Consider the following 20544-nt stretch of genomic DNA (forward strand, 5'->3'; position numbering starts at 1 on the left):
CGATGCCGCGGGATGTTCCGTGCAGACGTAATCCCTGATTCTTGATCGAACAAGAGTCAGGGTTTTTTAGTTGACAAAGAATGGAGGGCAGACGCCATACGCCTGCTCATGGTGAGCAGTGGCGCTGCAACTCTAGCATTTCCGTCAGGTTTATTCCGTTTTCGTATACCGGTCAGGCCTCTTTTGTGCAAATTATTCGATAGACAAAGAGGGAGAGAAAGAAATCATGAACGTAACCTTGAAACGCTGGTCCACAGGCCTTGCGGCGCTGCTGCTTGCCTTATCATTGAGCGCCTGCGGCGCCAAGAACGAAGATAGCTCCGCCTCGCAGCAGCCTGCTGCCCAAACGGAGCAAAACACGGATAACAGTGCGTCGCAGACAAAGACAGACGAACTGAAAACAACCTATCCGCTGACCATTCAGGATGCGACGGGAGAGTCCTTTACTTTCAAGGAAGCGCCGAAGCATATTATCTCGGTATCTCCTGCAGAGACGGAGGCGCTCTTTGCGATTGGTCTGGACAGCGAGATCGTTGGGGTATCCGATTATGACGATTATCCGGAAGCAGCCAAGTCCAAGGCGAAAATGGGCGGCATTACTAAACCGAACGAGGAAGCGATCATTGCGGCCCAGCCGGACATCGTATTCACGGGCATTTCGATGAGCGAGGAAGCGGTGAAGAAGCTGCGCGACCTTGGCATTCAAATTTTCAAGACCGATCCGAAAACGGTCGATGACGTCATCAAAAATATCGAAACCTACGGCCTCATCACCGACCATCAGGCGGAAGCCAAAGCGGTGGTCGACAAGATGAAGCAGGAGGAAAATGAGGTTACCGAAGCAGTCAAATCGCTGACGCCGGAGCAGAAGAAAAAGGTATACATCGAATTTTCCCCGGGCTGGACGGTCGGCAAGGGCGAGTTCATGGATGAGCTGATCACCCTGGCCGGCGGCGTGAACGTGGCGGCGGACACCGAGGGCTGGAGCGAAATCAGCGAAGAGAAAATCATCAAGGACAACCCGGACGTGATTTTGTATGCCAACAGCGTCATCGACGAGAAGACGAAGAAAAGCCTTGGCGACATCATTAAAGGCCGCAGCGGCTGGGACCAGATTACAGCCGTCAAGAACGATGCGGTCATCGGTCTTGACGACAATCTGCTGAGCCGTCCGGGCCCGCGCGTCACGCAGGGCTTGAAGGAAGTGGCGAAGGCCATTTATCCGGACCTGTTTAAATAATGAGCAAAAAGCTGGCAGGCTATGGAGGAATCGGCATCGTCCTGCTCGTCCTGACCCTGCTGATCTGTCTGGGGATCGGCTCGGTCGCGCTGCCGATCCGGGACATCGCCCTCATTCTGCTGCACCGGATTCCATGGATCGGGAGCCATATCGACCCGACGTGGAACGCATCGTTTGAGCAGATTATTGTGAAGGTGCGGCTGCCGCGGATTCTGCTGGGCATGCTGGTCGGCGCGGCTCTGGCCGTGGCCGGCTCGGGATTTCAGGGCGTGCTGCGCAACCCGCTCGCCGATCCGTTTACGCTCGGGGTTTCCTCGGGGTCGGCGGTAGGCGCGTCGTTCCTGATCTTTTTCGGGCTGCAGTATTCGTTTTTCGGCGGCTGGACGCTGCCTGCGGTCGCTTTCGTGACCGGAATGCTGACGCTGTGGATGGTCATCGCGTTGGCCAGGGAGAGCGGAAAAATTCCGACGAACAGCCTGATTCTGTCAGGCGTGGTGATGCAGTCCTTTCTCGGAGCGGTCGTATCCTTCCTTTCGGCGATGTCGAACCGGACGATCAATGAAATTATATATTGGACAATGGGCAGCCTCAGCCTGCGTGGATGGTCGTATACGGCCATCCTTTTGCCGTATTTTCTGGTGGGATTTGCGGTGGTCTGGAGCCGGACCCGCGCGCTGAATCTATTGTCCTTAGGTGAGCGGCAGGCGGCCCATATGGGAATGAACGTGGATCGTGTGAAGCTGGGGGTGCTGCTCGTCAGCACGCTGCTCACGGCTGCCGCGGTGTCGGTTGCGGGCATTATAGGGTTCGTCGGACTCGTCATTCCGCATGTGATCCGACTGATCACCGGTCCCGATTACCGGCTGATCGTTCCGCTGTCGGCCATCGGCGGAGCTGTCTTCATGGTCTGGGCTGACACGATCGCCCGCTCCCTGCTGGCGCCGACGGAGATTCCGCTCGGCGTGGTGACGGCCTTCGTAGGCGCTCCGTTTTTTGCCTATTTGCTGTACCGGAACAAAAAGCAGCGGAAGGGGAGATGGACATGATCGAGATCAGGGAAGCAGGGAAACAGTATGGCGGCATCACAGCTCTCCATGGCCTCAACTGGTCGGTTCGGGAAGGCGAATGGTGGGGGATTATCGGGCCGAACGGCAGCGGCAAGTCAACGCTGCTGCAGCTGATCTCCGGCGTGGAGAAGGTCAGCAGCGGCGAGGTGCTGATTCACGGCAAACCAGCCTCTGCCTATAACCGGAAAATCCTCTCCCGCATGATGGCCGTTCTCCAGCAGGACGGCCTTCCTCCTGTCCATTATCCGGTCAGGGAAGTACTGGAGATGGGACGTTACCCGTACCAGGATTGGCTCGGCCGGGACGAGGGCGGCGATCCTGACGCCTTGATCGAGAACATTATGGAGAAGCTGCAGCTGCACGCGCTTGCGGACCGCCCGCTGGATGAGCTGAGCGGCGGGCAGCGCCAGCGCGTCGCCCTAGGCAAAGTGATGGCGCAGGAGCCGCAGATTCTGCTGCTTGACGAGCCGACGACGTATCTGGACATCCGCTACCAGCACCAGTTCATGGAGCTGGTGGCACAGTGGCGGAAAGAAGAAGGCATCACGGTCGTCGCCGTCCTGCATGATTTGAACCTGGCGGCGCAGTTTTGTGATAAACTGCTGGTATTAAGGGACGGGCAGGCGGTCGGAATGGGAACGCCGGAAGACATGCTTACCGAGGAAACGATCCGTCTGGTATACGGTATTGAGCCGGTCATTGTTCCCCATCCGGTCAGCGGTATTCCGCAGGTGCTGGTGACCAGGCAGCGGTAGGATTAAAGCAGCCCGGAGGAGAGTGCGGAAAGTAAGCGTGCTGTGAGTTGATCGGTTTGAAGGCAGTTTTACGAGAGAGGGAGTAGATGCAAGATGAACGAACTTTTGAAGCAGTACGTGGAGCGGATTCAGCCCCTGGATGAGACCGCGTCAAAGGAGGCGGCTGCCCATATCGCCAACCTGACGGTACCGCCGGGCAGCCTCGGCAAGCTGGAGTCGCTGGTAATCCGGCTGGCCGGCATAACCGGAGAGACGAAGCCGTTGTTCGAGCGCAAAGAGGTTATCATCATGGCTGCGGACCACGGGGTGTGCGAGGAAGGTGTCAGCGCCTTCCCGCAGGAAGTGACGCCGCAGATGATTCTCAATTTTCTCGCCGGAGGCGCGGCGGTCAACGTGCTGTCCCGGCTGGCCGGCGCGGACATCGTCTGCGTCGACATCGGGGTGAAGAGCGACCTGGCCCATCCGCAGCTGGTGTCCCGCAAGGTACGGTACGGGACGGCCAATATGGCCAAGGGGCCGGCGATGACCCGCGAGGAAGCAGAGCAGTCGATCCTGACCGGCATCGCCGTCGTCGAGGAAGCGGTGGCGCAAGGCGTCCGCATCTTCGTTACCGGCGAAATGGGCATCGGCAACACGACGGCCAGCTCGGCCGTCATGTGCGCGCTGACCGGCACGCCGGTCAAGGAAGCGGCCGGACGCGGGACAGGCCTGACCGACGAGCGCCTGCTTCATAAGATCGGTGTCATCGAGAAGGCGCTCGCCGTCAACGCGCCGGACGCGGCCGACCCGATCGATGTGCTCGCCAAGGTCGGCGGGCTCGAAATCGGCGGCCTGGCCGGCGTCATCCTCGGCGCCGCCGCCCATCGATGTCCCGTGGTCATCGATGGATTTATTTCCAGCGCCGCCGCTCTGCTGGCGCGGGCGATCTGTCCGCTGGCCGCGGAATACATGATCGCGTCCCACGCCTCGCATGAGCAGGGGCACCGCCTGCTGCTGCAGGAGCTCGGGCTGGCGCCGATGCTTGACTTGGACATGCGCATCGGCGAAGGCACTGGCGGCGTGCTCGGCCTGACGCTGGTGGATGCCGCATGCCGCATCGTGCGCGAGATGGCCACCTTCGAAAGCGCCGGCATCTCCGGCGGCGAGGCGGTGACGTCCGAGTGAGCGTACTCGTAACAGGCGGCGCCCGCAGCGGCAAAAGTTCCTTTGCAGAGCGCTTGATGATGGCCCACGCCGGGCAGGCGGTGTACGTGGCGACGGCGCAAGCCTTTGACCGGGAGATGGAGGAGCGGATCGCCCTCCATCGGCAGCAGCGCACCGAAGCGGCGTATCCCTGGGAGACCCGGGAGGAGCCGCTGCGGCTGGCAGAGCTGCTGCTGGCGCTGCGCGCGGCTCAGGCTGATCCTGCTGGCGCAGCTTTATCCGCGGAGGATCGCGCGCCGGCCGTGCTGGTGGACTGCCTGACCTTGTGGCTGTCCAATACGCTTCTGGCGCTGGAGGGCGAGGAGGATATGGAACCGCGCCTCATGGAAGTCATCAACCAGCTCGTGGAGCAGATTCAGGCGTATCCCTCTCCGCTGGTTCTGGTCACCAATGAGGTCGGTGACGGCATCGTGCCGGAATACCGGCTGGGCCGGGTGTTCCGCGATTACGCGGGCATCTTGAACCGCAAGGTAGCGGCTGTCAGCGACCAGGTTTTTCTGGTAACGGCCGGCATTCCGATCGAGCTGAAGAGCAGGGAGTATCACCTATGAAAATGAACGTTCAGGCGGCTGCGGCCGCTTTTCAATTTCTGACCCGTTTTCCGGTCAAGATGACTTTGGATTATACGCCGGAGCTGTTTCGCCGGAGCACGCGCTTCTATCCGCTGGTCGGGCTGGCGGTCGGCTTGACCGTCTGGATCGGTGGAGCGGCCGCTTCGTATCTGCTTCCGCCGCTTCCTGCCGCCGTGCTCATGCTGATTCTGTGGGTCGGCCTGACCGGAGGCCTGCATCTCGACGGCTGGATGGACACGGCGGACGGCCTGCTCAGCTACCGCTCGCGGGAGCGGATGCTGGAGATCATGAAGGACAGCCGGGTCGGGGCCATGGGCGTCATGGCCTGCGTGCTGCTCCTCCTGCTGAAGGCATCGCTGATTTACTCGCTGCTGCTCGGCGGCCTCCCGCCGCTGCTTCTGCTGCTGCCGCCGGTATGGAGCCGCTGGTTCATGGTCCATGCGATGGCTTCCTGGCCGATGGCGCGGGGCAAAGAGGGACTGGCGGGCAGCTATTTCAACGGCATGACCCGGAAGCAGAGCATGGAGTCCTTCCTGCTGGCGGCAGGGCTCACCCTGATCGCGGCGCTGCTGTCTCCGCTGCTTCCCTACGGACCTGCCGGGATCTGGAATTATAGAGGCATCACCTGGCTTCATGCCGGATTAGCCTGGCTGCTGCTTCCTTTGGCGGCATGGGCTGCCGGATGGTGGGCAGGGCGGCGGATGGACGCCAAGCTCGGCGGCTTAACGGGCGACACCTACGGCGCGCTGAACGAGGGCATTGAGACTGTGCTTCTGCTCGTGCTGACCATACTTATCTACCGTTTTTGACAAGGGGGCAGACGCGATGGAATTAACCGATACAACACGGAAGGACGGCTTACCGGGAGCCGTGCTGATGCTGCAGGGAACGGCTTCGGACGTCGGCAAAAGCGTCGTGACCGCGGCGCTCTGCCGCATCTTCGTGCAGGACGGATACCGTACGGCACCGTTCAAGTCGCAAAATATGGCGCTGAATTCCTATGTGACCGCGGACGGCAAGGAAATCGGACGGGCGCAGGGGATGCAGGCCGAAGCTTGCGGGATCGAGGCGACCACCGATATGAACCCGATTCTGATCAAGCCGACGGGCGATATGCATTCGCAGATCGTCGTTCACGGGCGCCCGCTGGCACACATGAGCGCGACCGATTACCGCAGCCGCTTTCTGCCGGAAGCGAAGGACACGGTGCTGGAAGCCCTCGACAGGCTTCGTAGGCAGTACGACATCGTCGTGATGGAAGGTGCAGGCAGCCCGGCCGAGATTAATCTGAAGGACCGGGACATCGTCAATATGAACCTGGCCGGCTGGGCGGATGCGCCCGTGCTGCTCGTTGCGGACATCGACCGGGGCGGCGTGTTCGCGTTCCTGGTGGGTACTTTAGAGCTGCTGGAGCCCCACGAACGGCAGCGGGTAAAAGGTTTTATCATCAACAAGTTCCGGGGAGACTTGTCCCTGCTGCAGCCGGGGCTGGACTGGCTGGAGGAGCGGACCGGCATTCCTGTGCTGGGCGTGCTTCCGTATATCCCGGACATCCGCATCGAGGCCGAGGATTCCGTCGTGCTGGATGAGCTGACCGCCAAAGGGCAGTCCAGCCCGGAAGCGGACATCGACATTGCCGTCATCCGCTATCCGCGCATTTCCAACTTCACCGACTTTGACCCGCTGCAGGAGGAAAGGGACGTCCGGGTCCGCTTTGTTACCAAGGCCGCCGATCTCGGTCATCCGGATGTGATCATCCTGCCGGGGACGAAGGATACGATCGGGGACCTTCAGTATCTCCGCAGCCAGGGCTTCGATCTGGCGATCGCCGCAGCCGTCGAATCGGGCGATGCGCAGCTGGCCGGCATCTGCGGAGGGTACCAGATGCTCGGCAAAATGCTGCATGATCCGGACGCCGCCGATGGAGGCGTCGCCCGTGAGGAGGAAGGACTCGGGTATTTGCCGGTCGCAACGACGTTTGCCAAAGAGAAGCGTACGGTCCGGGTGACCGGCCAGGTTGCGGACCATTCTCCTCTGCTGCTGTCCGCGGAGAGCCGATGCCTGCTGGCCGCCGGCGAACCGATTTTCGTCGAAGGATACGAAATCCATATGGGGCAGAGCCGCAGCCTGAAAGGGGAGCAGATGGCCCCGGTGTTTAAGCTGGGGCCGGACGGAGAGCAGCCGGCCGCTGAAGGCTGGGGGACGCTGGATGGGCGGATCTGGGGCACCTATCTGCACGGGGTGTTTCATAACGACCGGCTTCGGCGTTTATGGCTTGACCGGATCCGGGAGAGCAAAGGGCTCCGCCCGGTGAAGGAGACTTTCTCCGCATCGGGGCTGAAAGAGCAGGAGTTTGACCGGGTTGCGTCGCTCGTCAGAGAGCATCTCGATCTGGAGCAGGTGTATCAAATCATGGGGATATCCGCCAAGACGGTATAGTTTTGAGCAGGATGCGGGTAATAAGTAGAAGTCATTCCGAAGTACACTTGGCGAATGGCTTCTTTTTTCTTTTTTTACAGCAAATTCTAACATGAAATTAACCCTACCCAAATAGTATGAATTATGCTACACTAAAGTCCAGTTTCACAGATTGCCCAAAAAAGCAAGCGACCTGCCCGCGGGCAAGCCGCAGGGACAGGCGTTAACATTATTGTTATAAGAGGGGAGAACGAAAGAGAGATGGACACACTTTGGACTGTGGTGAACGTCGTTGTGATGCTCATCCTGATCGGCCTGTTGATCTGGATGCAGAAGAAGCACGTATCGTTCACGAAACGCGTATTTACCGGCCTTGCGCTCGGTATTATTTTCGGATTTATCCTTCAATGGGCCTTCGGCACGCAATCGGAGGTCGTCAGCAAGTCTACCGACTGGTTCAGCCTTGTCGGCAGCGGTTATGTCGGCTTGTTACAAATGGTCGTCATCCCGCTGATCATGGTTTCGATCATTTCGGCGATCATGAACCTGAAGGGCAGACAGAACCTCGGCAAAATGAGCGGCTCGATCATCGCTGTTCTGCTCATCACCGTAGCGATTGCAGCTTCGGTAAGTATCGTAACCAGCTTGTCTTTTAACCTGAAGGCGATTGAGATCCAAGCGGGAGACCGCGAACAAGCGCAAGGTCAGAAGCTGGAAGAAAAAGTGGGAGACGTGAAGGACAAATCGATCCCGCAGCAGGTGCTGGAATTCATTCCAACCAATCCGTTCGCGGATATGACCGGAGCACGCCGCTCCTCGACGCTGGCTGTCGTTATTTTCTCGGCCTTTATCGGAGTTGCCGTTCTCGGCATTGACCGTAAAAAACCGGAGCAGGCGGCTACCTTCCGCAAAATGGTCGAAGCGGTCTATGCGGTGGTCCTGCGAATCGTTACACTGGTGCTCAGGCTGACGCCATATGGCATCCTGGCCTTGATCACGAAGACGACCGCTACCACGAATATCGATGAGATTCTGAAGCTCGCCAAGTTTGTCGGCGCTTCGTACGTGGCCCTGATCGTCATGTTCATCATTCATTTGATTCTGATTACGCTGTTCGGGTTCAACCCGATCCAATACGTACGCAAAGTTTTCCCGACGCTCGTCTTCGCGTTCACTTCCCGTTCCAGTGCGGCAACCATCCCGCTGAACGTGGAAACCCAAACGAAGAAGCTTGGAGTATCGGAAGGGATTGCCAACCTGTCGGCAACCTTCGGTGCCACAATCGGCCAGAACGGCTGCGCCGGTATTTATCCGGCGATGCTGGCGGTGATGATCGCACCGACGGTCGGCATCGATCCGACAAGCTGGGATTTCATTATTAAACTGATTCTGATCGTAACCATCAGCTCCTTCGGGGTTGCCGGCGTCGGCGGCGGTGCCACCTTCGCATCCCTGATCGTCCTGTCCACAATGAACCTGCCGGTGGCGCTCGCCGGTCTCCTGATCTCGGTTGAACCGCTGATCGACATGGGACGCACGGCGCTGAACGTCAACGACTCGATCACGGCCGGTCTGATCTCGAGTAAAATTTTGAAAGAGAACGACCAGGATACGTTTAACAACAATCATGTTGAGCTTGACTCGGCGCATGCGTAAGCTTGCGGACGCGTCAGAAGAAACCAAAGCCTTTGCGGGCTTTGGTTTCTTTTTTTGATATGAGAAAGTATAGCTTGAGAGGATCGGCATTTTTAGTTTGTAATAAAAATCTAGACCATTCGACGTTATTTTCTGCGACCAAAGGACTGGCTGACGAACCCAAGCGAACTGTCCTCAGGGCGGGGAGGGGCCGCGGAGAAAGGATACGTACCGCAGCAAGGCTTAACAGCGCTGAGATGTTTGAGAGCCCCGCACCATCGGGCAAAATAGATTCGTCAACAAACAATTCCAAGAAATGAGCCTTTGGCCGCAGTCCCTAAAAAAAGGAAAACACCGCACCTTCGCGAACATGTTAACCATCCGAAATGACATCCCACGATCGCCACCTGGAAGGATACTCTTACAAATTCAGGAGGGAATGAGCATGAAAAAGACGAAATGGCTGCTGAACATCGGCCTGCTGGGCACGCTGCTGCTATCCGGATCGGCTGCGGCTTTTGCGGACGACGCGGAGCTGGTACCGATTGAGACGCTGAAACCGGCGGTCCCCATGGTGAAACCGGTGCTGACGGGAACGGGCGGATCCCTGATCCTGAGCGACTCCCCGGAATCCCCTAAAGTTGAAGGCGCTTACTACAGGGATGCGGTGACCGGATCGTTCCGCGTATTTTGGCATCATCAAAATATGACCGGCGAGCCGCTGACCGTGGCCGTGGCTGTGACCAACACGTCCGCCGAGCCTGTCATGCTGTTCTCGGAGGGGATCGGGCTTGCGACGGATTATTATCCGGATGTCGCCGGTCAGACGGCCTTGGCTGATTTTATGAGCAATCGTGCGGCCCAGAAGAAGGAAGCAATCCTGCAGCCGGGAGAGAGCTATTATTTGACCGCCCTTGCGGAAAATACGCACACCGCCAGCGGCATCGCCAATTTTGCCGCGTATACGCAGCAAGGGCATGGGGATGCAACCGTCACGGTTACGACGCTGGGCTATAAAGAGCAGCCGGCCAACCCATTGGACGTACCGATTCTGCCGAAGGATGTGCACGTGCGCGGGACATTCCCTCATGCGGACCGTACCGGTACATTGGACTATAATACGTCGAGCGGCAATTCGCTGATCCGCATTTCCTCAGCGGCGAGCGGTCCGTGGAGCGACAGCATGCCGGGTGAGTATGAGGAAGGCTGGAACGCGGTGGACGGCGGAACCGTCATCAACAACGGCAACTATGGGGTCATGTACAACCTCAGCGTGGCCATCAACAACGATTTGGACGTCAAACGGACCATTTCCGTGTACGATAACCCCTCCGGCGGCGCGGGCCACTATGTGATCGGCTGGGGCAGGGATCTGCTGCAATCGCCGTTCGTAAACTATCAGAACGCCTGGAAGTTTACCGAATTTACGGTGAACAAAAAGGGCAAAACAATCGCGGCCGAGCTGAGCCTGACCGGTGGAGCGGCCGGACCGCAGACGCTGTATTTTACCAATTCGGACGTGCAGTAAAGCCGTGCCTTGTGCCTTGTTCAGGACGATGAACGAGTGTGATCCATGTTATATGCGTTATTGAAAAGACTGCCCATGCCGGCTGCGAACGCCGGAACGTGGGCAGTTTTTGTTTGCAGTGGTGCCTCCCGGCGGTTCCCGGAGCCTGCCCAAGACATTTCCAGTCCCAGAAAAAAACATGGCAACTTCCGTTTCCGTGTGATAGAGTAGTACATGTTTTGGGTTTGATAGAATAGACAAAGACCCCAAAACCGCGGTTCGCAACCATCCCGCGTAATCAAAACTAGGAGGAACACGAGTGTACAATTTGTTGTGGGGTATTTTGTTCGTACTTGTTAATTTTTCACTGTATCTGCTGTGCTACCGTTTATTCGGCAAAAAGGGGCTGTACGCCTGGATCGGGGTCGCGACGGTGATCGCGAACATTCAGGTGACGAAGACGATCGATATTTTCGGCATCGTCCTGACGCTTGGCAACACGATGTATGTCAGTTTGTATATGACCAGTGACCTGCTGAACGAGAAATACGGCCGGAAGGAAGCGCAGAAGGCGGTGTGGTTCGGCTTTTTCACGCTGCTGATGACGACGCTGCTGATGCAGATGGCGCTGTTCTTTACGCCGGACGAGAGCGACCTCGCGCAGGAATCGCTGCAGAACATCTTTGGCCTGATGCCGCGCCTGGCGCTGGGAAGCTTGACGGCTTACTTCGTCAGCCAATTCCTGGACGTGCGTCTGTATGCCTGGCTGCGCAAGCTGTTCGGCAAGCGGAACCAGTTCTGGATCCGCAACAACGGCAGCACGATGATCAGCTCGCTGGTGGACACGCTTATTTTCTGCACGATTGCTTTTGCTGGTCCGCGTTACGAGCTGTCGGTCTGGATTGAAATATTCGTGACGACGTATCTGATCAAGTTCGTGCTGACCGCGGTGGGAACGCCGTTTCTATATATCGCCCGCGATTTCAAATTCAAGGACGAGGATTAAGCAGAGCAGACGGCCACTGTATGATTGCCGCTGTTCAATAGATAAGCTGAATGGTTGCAGCACAAAAAAACCGGAAGATCCATCTGTCGATGAGGTCTTCCGGTTTTGCCGTTTCATAGGGCATTAGCCGCCGATAACCGTTAATTCTTTCGGATACGAGGTCAGGACTTCAACGGCGTTGTCAGTGACGACGATATCGTCTTCGATCCGCACACCGCCAAGTCCCGGCACATAGATGCCCGGCTCCACGGTGAACACCATTCCCGGCTGCGTCAAGTCGGTATTGCCGCCGTGCACGGACGGATACTCGTGCACATCCATGCCGAGGCCGTGCCCGAGACGGTGCATGAAGTACTGGCCGTAGCCTGCGTCCTCCGTTACTTGGCGGGCCGCCTGGTCGATAGAAGCCAGCGTCACGCCCGGCTTGATCGCCTGAATGCCCTGCAGGTTGGCTTCGAGCACGGTGTTGTAAATCTTCGTCAGCTCCGGCGAAATGTCGCCGACCGCAAACGTTCGGGTGATATCGGAAGCGTAGCCGTTGGTGTAGACGCCCATGTCAAACATGAGCAGGTCGCCGGACTGGATCTTGGTCTGACCTGGCGTGCCGTGAGGGAGCGCCGTCTTCGGTCCGGTCAGCACCATCGTGTCGAACGAAGGACCGTCCGCACCGAGTTTCTTCATTAAATATTCGAGCTCGGCGACGATTTCGATCTCGGTCACACCCGGCTTCACGCGGGAGAGGCCCTGCCGCAGCACTTCTTCAATCAGGTCAATCGCATGCTTCATGCGCTGGATTTCCTCCGGTGTCTTGCTGACGCGCATCGCGCGCAGCAGCGGACCGATATCTTCGTATTGCCCGGCGCCAACCGACTGCTGCAGCTGTTCGTAGCGCGCCACGCTGATCTGTTCCTTTTCGATGCCGAGCGTGCCGATCGTGTTCTTGAACTGCTGCCGAAGCAGGTCGTACGGGTTGTCCGTGTCGGCATGCGTGATGATGTTTTTTACCGAGGATGCGGCCTGGGCGGCCTCGGCATCGAGGGCGGGTACGATCAGGAGCGGCTGTTCGCCGCGGGTCAGCAGCAGGCCGAGAAACCGTTCATGCGGGTTGCTGGCAAAGCCGGTCAGGTAATAAACATGCTTAGGGTCGGTGACGAGCAGGCTGTCGAGGCCGTGTTCGTTCATGGCCTTTTCCAAGGCGGTGATTCGGTTGCTCATGATTATTCATCCTTTCTTATGTAGAAGGGGCTGGTGGGCAGGCCGTGTACGTCAATGTTGTTGTCCGATTGCCCGATGGCTCGATTGCTCGTTGATCGAACTGCCCGATCCAGGCTCCCCGTGTCACTTCAATCCTATGGTTACGCGGTCCGAAAACTTCCGTTAAACGCGGTCATCTTTAACGCAATAACGCCGATAGACGTATGGGTTACCGGTGACTTTGAATGATCTCCCGGATGCGTTCGTTCGGAGACTTGTCGTACAAGCCGCCGTGGTAGCAGAACACTCCATCCAGCGGCAGATCGGCCAGCTTGCCCATGCTTTCGATAGCCTGTGCCATATTCGGCGTGAAACCGGGTACCGGTCCCTGCAGTTCACCCTCGCGAATGGTCAGCTCATCGGCTGCGAGCAGCAGCTTTTCTTTGGGAAGGTACAGACAAATATGCCCCGGTGTATGCCCTGGTGTATGGATTACTTGCATGCCGCCGTGCAGCTCCAGATGATCCCCGTCATGCAGCACCCGGCTGATGGAAATGGAGGAACGCTCGTCGAGAACGTTTTGAACCGCCTCCCGGGCCGCTTTGGGCATTTGGGCGAGACGCTCCGGCGTGACCTTGATCAATGGCTCTTGTCCGGTGATGACGGGAATATCGTCTTCATGGGCCCAGATCTCGATGCCGGGATTGGCTTCAAGCAGGCGGGATACGTTGCCGATATGGTCGATGTCCTGGTGCGTGAGGATGACGCGCTTGATATCGTTCAGGGTGAGACCGGCCTCGGCGATCGCCTTTTGGACCTGGTCGAACTGGCCGACATTGCCGGTGTCGACGAGCGTGGCCCCGGTTTCATCCCACAGCAGGACCGGCTGGTAAGCAGGCTGCTCGGCCGTTGGCTGGGCAAACAGCTCAATGGATACGATCTGATGTCCGATTTGCATCATTTCCCGGATAAATCCGGTACACCTCCTATGTTTTTTAGTGTGAAAGCATGGATTGCTTCTATTATAAACCTCTCATCTGCAAAAAGAAAAAGCAGTTCTGGAAAGTGCCCCGAGTCTTGGTGCTGCAAAATGCTGTCCGTTATGGCCAGGTCCTGCAGGATGCCACTCTAGTATGAGCCTGTGGAAAAGCCGTATATAATGGCGCTGCCTACGCGGAAAGAAGAGGGGAGGAATTCAGCAGAACCATCTACGCTTTCCCTTGCCTGTGTGCTAGTATTTTAGAAAAAGCAGTACGCGTTAAGGGAGGGATCTGGGTGAGCATGGAGCAAAAAACGGTAGTCGTGACCGGCAGCAACTCCGGTATGGGACTGGCGACGACGGTCGAACTGGCGAAGCAGGGAGCGCACGTTATTATGGTGTGCCGGAGCGAGTCGCGCGGCCAAGCTGCACTGCAGGAGGCTATCCGCCGGAGCGGCTCGGGGGCGATTGAGCTGATGCTGTGCGATTTGGGCGATCTGGCGGGTATCCGCCGCTTTGCGGAGTCATTCAAGGCGCGTTATCCGGTGCTGGATGTGCTGGTCAACAACGCGGGGGTAGTCATGCTGAAAAGGCAGCTAACCCGCGACGGCTTCGAAATGGACATTGGCGTGAACCACCTGGGCCATTTTCTGCTGACCAACTTGCTGCTGGACCGGCTGACCGCCGCGGAGCAGGGAAGAATCGTGGTCGTTGCATCCGGAGCATATAAGGCCGGCAGCATCCATTTTGACGATCCGTTTTTGTCTCGCAGCTTTAATCCGATCAAGGCGTACGCCCAGTCGAAGCTCGCGAACATTTTGTTCACGGTGGAGCTGGCCGAGCGGCTGAAAAACACCCGGGTTACCGTGAACTGCGTCCATCCCGGCGCTGTCGCGACGCAAATCGGGGTGAACCGCGATACGGGCTTTGGCAGGCGGGTGCTGGCCGCGCTGAAGCCTATGTTTTTGACGCCGGAGCAGGGGGCGGAAACCGCCATTTACCTGGCAGCTTCGCCGGAGGTTGCGGGGGTGAGCGGGAAATATTTTTACCGGAAAAAGCAGCAGGCGCTGAAGCCCAAAGCAGCCGACCGGGAGAGTGCAAAACGCTTGTGGGCTTGGAGCGAGCAGATGGTGGGACTGGACGGGTGAGTAAAGCGTCAAAAGCTTCCTATAGCACAGATTCCCGGATTCTTTTACAATAGAAAATAACGATTCGAAGACAAGCGGTAGGAGGCTGAACAGGGCAGATGACGACGCAACAACATTACATCATTGAAGACGCCGCGCTGGAGGATTTGCAGGCGGTGGTCGATATTTACAACACGACGGTGGCGGGAAGAATGGTGACCGCGGATCTGGAGCCCGTGACGGTAGAGAGCCGGCTGGCCTGGTTCCATGAGCATAACAGCCATCACCGTCCGCTGTGGGTCATGCGTTCCGAAGGGAAGGTTGTGGCCTGGCTCAGCTTCCAGTCTTTTTATGGGCGGGCAGCCTATAACGCGACGGCGGAGATCAGCATTTACGTGGCGGAAGAGTGCCGCGGGGCGGGCGTCGGCCGGATTTTGCTGGAAAAGGCGCTGGCCGAAGCTCCACGCTTCGGACTGAACCGGCTGGTCGGCTTTGTGTTCGGGCATAACGAACCGAGTCTGAAGCTGCTGCGCCGCTATGGCTTTGAGGATTGGGGCGTGCTGCCGGGCGTGGCCGAGCTGGATGGCGTGGAACGGGATTTGGTCATCGTTGGGCGCAAAGTATAGTAAGCCCGGAGGCAATGACGGCTCATTTTCCATAATAAAGGCAGAAATATCAAAAAGGCGCTCTGCATGCAGCAGGCGCCTTTTGTTGTTGGTGAGGAGGGGGGGATCCAATCCGTACGTATTAAAGGTCCTCGTCGCAGGCAGGCTTCGCTTCGCAGCACTTGGCAGCTTCGGCGGGCGTGGAGTCCGCATTATCAATCGTGACCCATTGCTCGGACCAGAGCTCGATTCCCCGGATGACCGGTTCGAGTGCCATGCCCTTCTCGGTCAGGGAATATTCGATTCGCACCGGCGTTTCCGGAAAAACCTCTCTCCGGACGACACCGTCCTGCTCTAAATCCTTAAGCCGCTCCGACAATAACCGGCCGCTGATCGGCAGGGAGGATTCAATGGTGCAAAAACGCTTCGGGCCGCTCAGCAGCTGATGGATGATCAGGCTGGTCCAGCGCCGGTTGATAATTTCCATCCCTTTTTCCAATTTGGGGCACAAAGGACTTGATTGCATGCTTCTTCACCTCGTTTATGATGTTCATTATATCGCAAATGGAGCGTTAAATATATACGGTTTGAAATGTTCTTTACATTCGGTGTTACCTGCTGGCATACTATATAAAATGGAATTTTTTCCATGCATACATAATGGGGAGGTAAACTGATGAAGAAGCGTTTCAAATGGGGATTGGCGCTTGGACTGGCCATCATGCTGATTGTGCTGGCAGGCTGTCAGGCCGTTGGCGGCCTGGACGTCAACAAAGCGGTGCTCAGTACCCTGGATGTCAAATCGTCCGAAGCGAAGTCCTCGATGTCGCTTGAACTGGTGCCTGCGGATAGCGGGCTGACGGCAGAAGATAAGCAGATGATCGACCTGATCAACTCGATCTCGCTCACGATTGACTCGGCTCGTACGCAGGATCCAAACACCGGATCAATTGAAGGCGCCGTGAAGGTTAACGGCAAGCAAATTCCGTTCCATCTGTCCGTAGATAAGGACAACCTGGCCTTGTCTCTTGAAGGCATGACTCAACCTGTCGTGATTCCGCTGAACGGTATGGAAGGCATGGAAGGGCTCACGATGACTGGACTTCAAATGTCTAACGAAAGCGCGTTGAAAATGGTGAAGGATGTCGGCGGCTTCCTGATCAAGCACGCGCCGAACCCGTCCTCGATCGCACTGTCCTCCGTGACTGACAAAGTGAACGGCGAATCGCTGTCGCTGCAGAAGCTGCACATCGACATTCGCGGTGATGAGCTGGCAGGCCTGGTTAAAGGCTTCCTGACCAGCGTATCCCAGGACAAAGAAGGATTGAAAGAAATGATCGCGGCCGTCTACGACGTCTACTATCCGATCTTTGAATCTACGTTTAGCCAGTCCGGTGAGGACATGGGAGATATGGCTGCAGCGTTCGGCACGCCGGAAAGCGTGCTGAAGGATAAAGACGCGGCGGTGACTTATTTTACCGATGAAGCGCTGAAGGCGCTGAACGAGTTCCTGCCTCAATACGACGATACCGTCAAAGAAATGATGGCTGAACCCGATATGTCGGTGATCCTTGGCAAGGATACCGTGCTGTCCCTGGACTTCTTCCTGGACAGCAAGCTGCAGATCCGCAAGCAGAACATGGACCTGACGATCCAAATTCCGCAGGGCGAAGGCGTGCCTGTGAAGCAGGTGAAAGTTCACTCGCAGTCGGAGACGTGGAACGTCAACCAGCCGGTGACCGTGAATAAGGTCGACACGTCCAAAGGCGTGTGGGAACCAAGCTTGATCGGCGTGACGCCAGGCGAAGTGATCCGTCATCTCGATGCGAAATCCGATCTGTACCGTCTCTTGACGGAAGACGCGAAGATTACGCAAAAGCAGATTTCGCTGACAACGCGCCAAAATGCTGAGGACGACGAAGACTACTGGTACTACCCGGAAGCCATTATCGTGAACAACACGACGATGGTGCCGATCAAATACGTTGCGGATCAGCTGGATGCCCAACTGAAATGGAACGGGGCCACGAAGCAGCTGACGATGGTGGATGACTTGAAAGGCACCCAGATCGTCATCAAGGAAGGCTCCAAGCAAGCGACGATCGACGGCAAAGCCGTTACCTTGGCCCAGCCGGTGATCAACCGCGACGGCTCACTGTACGTTCCGCTGCGTTTTGTGGCCGACGCTTTCGGCACGAAGGTGAACTGGGATAAGAGTGAGCAGTTGGTGACGATTGAGCGGGAGTAGATTAAGCTGGAAAGCTTGAAAAACTCGGATGAAGAATGCGGAACGTATGAGAAGAACTGAAGGCAGCCCTGAGGGGCTGCCTTTTTTAATGGGGATAAGATCTCCGGTACATTCAAGAATTATTAGGGCACGGAAGCTCCAAAACCACCGGAATCTACACCCGTGTCAGTATCAAAGACGTCCGCCGTATACTGAGTCAGCTGGATCGATTATTGAATTGAATAATTTGGTAATTTCGCATACCATGGGAGATACAAATGTAATACGAGTATCGCATACTCGGCGGGAAAGGAAAGAGTATGCGATAGTCGTAGAATGGGAGTTATATGAAATCAGCGCAAGAGATGAAAAATTCCAAAAGGGGTACATCGAAATGTTAATTAAAAGAATTACATGTCAAGTAAAAAGCAATGATGTTGAGACTTTTTCAAGGTTACAAACAAATTGGGAATTAATACATAACCTAAAAGGATTCATAGGCCAAATAGGCGGTTGGGATATAAAAAATAAGTTGTCGGCTTGTATATATTCATTTTGGGAAAGTAAAGAAGATTATGATTACTTTATGGGCAATGTACATGATGAGATAGTCTCAAAATCTAATCAGTCAAAGACGTATTCATCAATTAATGTTGAACTTTTTGAAGAAGTAAATAACATCACAGGGCTTTTAGATGATTTTATTTCAGTTCTTAGAAAAAGCAAGTTCATTCGAACTGCATTAACCGATGTAAAAGAAGATAGAATTAATCATTTTAAAGAGGTCCAAAATCAAGTTTGGAGTCCAGGAATGAAAACGACTAATGCGATGCTTGGTGGAAAATTTGCCTGTTCTTCTAAAGACAATCATCGGTATTTAACCCTAACTGGTTGGGTAAGTCAAGAAGCACATGAGAATTACACAAATCATCTTTTCACTAATCTTAAATTGAGAGCGAACACGGAGTTAGACATAATTAGAATTTCAAGTCAACACTTTGTAAGTGAGGACTCGTGGAAAGTGCTAGGAGATCATTTATGAAAGGTAAGATCCTCTTATTATTTTTTATTACGATAGTGTTTTCATCTTGTCAAAATATTAGTCAATCGACTACCTTGAAGAGCGAGACTAAATCAATAGTGAATTCTGAAATGCCTTTTGATGTAGTGAGTACAGGTAATGGAACAGAATCGAAAGAAATAACTGAAGGTCGATCAGATCCTTCTAACAATGAAGTGATATCCATGAACATTGGGAACTATGAATTGAAAGGAGAATTTTATGATGAAATGCTTCGAAACCCTATAGATCATGATTATGAGGTGGAAGTTAATGAATTTCAGAATTCCGAAGAGATAATTACAACATTGGAATGGGGGGCGTTGGAAAGCAAATATACAGAGATTTGGGATAAAGAGTTGAATCAAATATATGAAAAGCTTCTTTCGATGTTGGATCGAGAACCAAGAGAAGCACTCATTGAATCACAGAAAGAATGGTTACAGTATCACTTAAAGGAAACAAAATTTGTAGAGGAGACATTTATTTATAATGGATACCTTGGATCACGAGGACCTGTAAGTCTAGCCACGGTTATAAAGGAGAGAATAAGGGAAAGAACAATGCAATTATTTGAATATCGATATTTGCTAGATCGTGAAGTTGAGTTTATATACCAAAGTAAAAAATAGAGTTGGAATCTTCGAGACAGTAACGGAGCATCTTCGGGCTATCGCCCTCGGTTGTCAGATGAATGATCATAGATGTATCTCAGACAACAAATGACCCATCCTAAGATAAGAGCTATCTAAGGTTGGGTCGTTTCGTGAATACAAGAACGTTACCGGAAATAAAAGAAAGATAGTGAGGTAAAAGGATGAGTTATAGATCTATTCTCATAGACCAGTTAAACGCCTGTTATAACGATAAGAGTTGGTTCACTCCACTCCATGAAATTTTAAAAGATTTAAATGCTACACAAGCTACATGGGAAAATGAAAGTAAACAATCCATTTGGTCGATCGTGAATCATCTCATATTTTGGAATGAGAAGTGGCTTGAGAGATATAACGTTGAACCATTTGAATTAGAAAGTTCAATAAACAATGATGATACTTTTTACGTGAATCCACATACAATAAATGATTTTGAGTGGAAGAAGACCTTACAGAGACTTGAAACAGTCTTTGAAAATTGGAATAGGGCACTTGAGGAAAGCGAAGATCATAAACTTATAAAAGAAATCGCCTCATATTCCAATGCTCCTTGGTGGGGAGTAGTATCAAATTTATGTATTCATAATGCATATCATATTGGCCAGATCATGCTGCTCAAAAAACAATTGATAAGTGTAGGTTAAAAAAGGGTTGTGGGTATTAAGCTTCCTGAGCCTCAAGAATGGTATATGGACCGCGGCCAGCCCCTGGTGGAGCTTAAGTTGGTGGGACGTCGTGGATACAGGAACGTTACGTGAAATCACTGCAATTAAATCATTAGGACCAAGATAAATAAACAAATAATCCCTATAAAAGCGTTATAAAATGAGTTATACTGAGGTAAGAATAAATAAGGGGCCGTGCGGTAACACGGCTCCCAGTACAATAACTGCATAAAGAGCAGTCGGCCATGTAAGATGGGTCGGAAATAGACCGTTATCCTAACCAGGGCGGTCTATTTCTTTTTCATGTAGGTGAGCAATGCCAAAATGAACATGCCGAACATGAACATTAAGGAAAGTGCATCTTTGACCTCCATGGGCATCACCTCCCTTCTGGGAGATTAGCCGACCGCCCTTATAGCCGTATATTGTACTAGAAAATTATAACATATGAGGTAGAGCAAAATACCATTAAAATACTATAAATAACTAGAATACACTAAGGACAAAAAACAATATAAATCTGTAAGACTTATATGAGAAAGTAAATACAGGGAAGGCAGTAACATACTTAACAATGCATCTATGCTGCGGGGCTTTCACCCCTTGGTTGTCAGAAGCAAGCTCATAG

The 20544-nt window shown here is 54.4% G+C and carries 21 protein-coding genes; 16 read left to right on the top strand and 5 right to left on the bottom strand.

Annotated elements, in window-relative coordinates; translation table 11 throughout:
- The first annotated feature begins 226 nt into the window (after nucleotides 1-226).
- The 8 genes from KI379_RS01395 to KI379_RS01430 all read left to right on the top strand — a co-directional run bounded on the left by KI379_RS01395 (nucleotide 227) and on the right by KI379_RS01430 (nucleotide 8911).
- The gene (locus KI379_RS01395; protein ID WP_145136764.1) at nucleotides 227-1240 is read left to right on the top strand and encodes an ABC transporter substrate-binding protein; all 1014 of its coding nucleotides are present in this window, start codon (nucleotides 227-229) and stop codon (nucleotides 1238-1240) included.
- Entirely contained in the window at nucleotides 1240-2286 is a 1047-nt protein-coding gene (locus tag KI379_RS01400) for a FecCD family ABC transporter permease (protein ID WP_212982534.1), read from the top strand. Before KI379_RS01395 ends, KI379_RS01400 begins: the two co-directional genes overlap by 1 nt.
- The gene (locus KI379_RS01405) at nucleotides 2283-3062 is read left to right on the top strand and encodes an ABC transporter ATP-binding protein (RefSeq protein ID WP_212982535.1); all 780 of its coding nucleotides are present in this window, start codon (nucleotides 2283-2285) and stop codon (nucleotides 3060-3062) included. Before KI379_RS01400 ends, KI379_RS01405 begins: the two co-directional genes overlap by 4 nt.
- 93 nt (nucleotides 3063-3155) lie before the next feature.
- A complete protein-coding gene (gene cobT / locus KI379_RS01410; protein WP_212982537.1) occupies nucleotides 3156-4226 on the top strand; it encodes a nicotinate-nucleotide--dimethylbenzimidazole phosphoribosyltransferase in 1071 nt (356 codons plus the stop codon).
- Entirely contained in the window at nucleotides 4223-4816 is a 594-nt protein-coding gene (cobU, locus tag KI379_RS01415; RefSeq protein ID WP_244879161.1) for a bifunctional adenosylcobinamide kinase/adenosylcobinamide-phosphate guanylyltransferase, read from the top strand. The genes cobT and cobU overlap by 4 nt, the downstream gene beginning before the upstream one ends.
- Nucleotides 4813-5646, top strand: coding sequence for an adenosylcobinamide-GDP ribazoletransferase (gene cobS / locus KI379_RS01420; protein WP_212982541.1), 834 nt, complete (start codon nucleotides 4813-4815; stop codon nucleotides 5644-5646). Before cobU ends, cobS begins: the two co-directional genes overlap by 4 nt.
- 16 nt (nucleotides 5647-5662) lie before the next feature.
- Nucleotides 5663-7276: a cobyric acid synthase gene (locus KI379_RS01425; RefSeq protein WP_212982543.1), complete on the top strand. Its 1614-nt coding sequence runs from the start codon at nucleotides 5663-5665 to the stop codon at nucleotides 7274-7276.
- Between the two features lie 240 nt (nucleotides 7277-7516).
- Nucleotides 7517-8911: an L-cystine transporter gene (locus KI379_RS01430; protein ID WP_076173412.1), complete on the top strand. Its 1395-nt coding sequence runs from the start codon at nucleotides 7517-7519 to the stop codon at nucleotides 8909-8911.
- Between the two features lie 13 nt (nucleotides 8912-8924).
- Here KI379_RS01430 and KI379_RS01435 read toward each other — a convergent pair whose 3' ends face one another.
- Nucleotides 8925-9203, bottom strand: a complete 279-nt coding sequence (locus tag KI379_RS01435) for a hypothetical protein (RefSeq protein WP_212982545.1) — start codon at nucleotides 9201-9203, stop codon at nucleotides 8925-8927.
- A gap of 132 nt (nucleotides 9204-9335) precedes the next feature.
- Here KI379_RS01435 and KI379_RS01440 point away from each other — a divergent pair, with 132 nt between their 5' ends.
- Both KI379_RS01440 and KI379_RS01445 read left to right on the top strand, forming a co-directional pair.
- Nucleotides 9336-10418 (top strand): hypothetical protein, encoded by a 1083-nt coding sequence (locus KI379_RS01440; RefSeq protein ID WP_212982547.1) that lies wholly within the window; start codon nucleotides 9336-9338, stop codon nucleotides 10416-10418.
- A 298-nt stretch (nucleotides 10419-10716) separates the two neighbouring features.
- Nucleotides 10717-11403 (top strand): queuosine precursor transporter, encoded by a 687-nt coding sequence (locus KI379_RS01445; protein ID WP_212982549.1) that lies wholly within the window; start codon nucleotides 10717-10719, stop codon nucleotides 11401-11403.
- A 123-nt stretch (nucleotides 11404-11526) separates the two neighbouring features.
- On the opposite strand, the gene KI379_RS01450 is transcribed toward KI379_RS01445, so the two are convergent.
- Both KI379_RS01450 and KI379_RS01455 read right to left on the bottom strand, forming a co-directional pair.
- Complete coding sequence (locus tag KI379_RS01450; RefSeq protein WP_212982551.1) at nucleotides 11527-12618, bottom strand: M24 family metallopeptidase; 1092 nt, start codon at nucleotides 12616-12618, stop codon at nucleotides 11527-11529.
- 208 nt (nucleotides 12619-12826) lie between these two features.
- The gene (locus tag KI379_RS01455) at nucleotides 12827-13558 is read right to left on the bottom strand and encodes an MBL fold metallo-hydrolase (RefSeq protein ID WP_212982553.1); all 732 of its coding nucleotides are present in this window, start codon (nucleotides 13556-13558) and stop codon (nucleotides 12827-12829) included.
- Nucleotides 13559-13878: 320 nt separating this feature from the next.
- On the opposite strand from KI379_RS01455, the gene KI379_RS01460 reads away from it, so the two are divergent.
- Complete coding sequence (locus KI379_RS01460; RefSeq protein ID WP_212984581.1) at nucleotides 13879-14724, top strand: SDR family oxidoreductase; 846 nt, start codon at nucleotides 13879-13881, stop codon at nucleotides 14722-14724.
- Nucleotides 14725-14822: 98 nt separating this feature from the next.
- Nucleotides 14823-15329: a GNAT family N-acetyltransferase gene (locus tag KI379_RS01465; RefSeq protein ID WP_089545564.1), complete on the top strand. Its 507-nt coding sequence runs from the start codon at nucleotides 14823-14825 to the stop codon at nucleotides 15327-15329.
- Between the two features lie 121 nt (nucleotides 15330-15450).
- Here KI379_RS01465 and KI379_RS01470 read toward each other — a convergent pair whose 3' ends face one another.
- Nucleotides 15451-15834 carry a winged helix-turn-helix transcriptional regulator gene (locus tag KI379_RS01470; protein WP_084204047.1) on the bottom strand — a complete coding sequence of 128 codons (384 nt, stop codon included), beginning with the start codon at nucleotides 15832-15834 and terminating at the stop codon, nucleotides 15451-15453.
- A gap of 150 nt (nucleotides 15835-15984) precedes the next feature.
- Between KI379_RS01470 and KI379_RS01475 the strand changes: the two genes are divergently transcribed.
- The 4 genes from KI379_RS01475 to KI379_RS01490 all read left to right on the top strand — a co-directional run bounded on the left by KI379_RS01475 (nucleotide 15985) and on the right by KI379_RS01490 (nucleotide 19895).
- Nucleotides 15985-17556 (top strand): copper amine oxidase N-terminal domain-containing protein, encoded by a 1572-nt coding sequence (locus KI379_RS01475; RefSeq protein WP_212982555.1) that lies wholly within the window; start codon nucleotides 15985-15987, stop codon nucleotides 17554-17556.
- Between the two features lie 373 nt (nucleotides 17557-17929).
- The gene (locus KI379_RS01480) at nucleotides 17930-18577 is read left to right on the top strand and encodes a YdbC family protein (protein ID WP_212982557.1); all 648 of its coding nucleotides are present in this window, start codon (nucleotides 17930-17932) and stop codon (nucleotides 18575-18577) included.
- Nucleotides 18574-19227 carry a lysozyme inhibitor LprI family protein gene (locus tag KI379_RS01485; RefSeq protein WP_212982559.1) on the top strand — a complete coding sequence of 218 codons (654 nt, stop codon included), beginning with the start codon at nucleotides 18574-18576 and terminating at the stop codon, nucleotides 19225-19227. Before KI379_RS01480 ends, KI379_RS01485 begins: the two co-directional genes overlap by 4 nt.
- 185 nt (nucleotides 19228-19412) lie before the next feature.
- Entirely contained in the window at nucleotides 19413-19895 is a 483-nt protein-coding gene (locus tag KI379_RS01490) for a DinB family protein (protein WP_212982561.1), read from the top strand.
- A gap of 311 nt (nucleotides 19896-20206) precedes the next feature.
- Here KI379_RS01490 and KI379_RS34215 read toward each other — a convergent pair whose 3' ends face one another.
- Nucleotides 20207-20290 carry a putative holin-like toxin gene (locus KI379_RS34215; RefSeq protein WP_220687457.1) on the bottom strand — a complete coding sequence of 28 codons (84 nt, stop codon included), beginning with the start codon at nucleotides 20288-20290 and terminating at the stop codon, nucleotides 20207-20209.
- Nucleotides 20291-20544 lie beyond the last annotated feature (254 nt).

The organism is Paenibacillus cineris (genome assembly GCF_018333335.1).
GTDB lineage: Bacteria > Bacillota > Bacilli > Paenibacillales > Paenibacillaceae > Paenibacillus_AQ > Paenibacillus_AQ favisporus.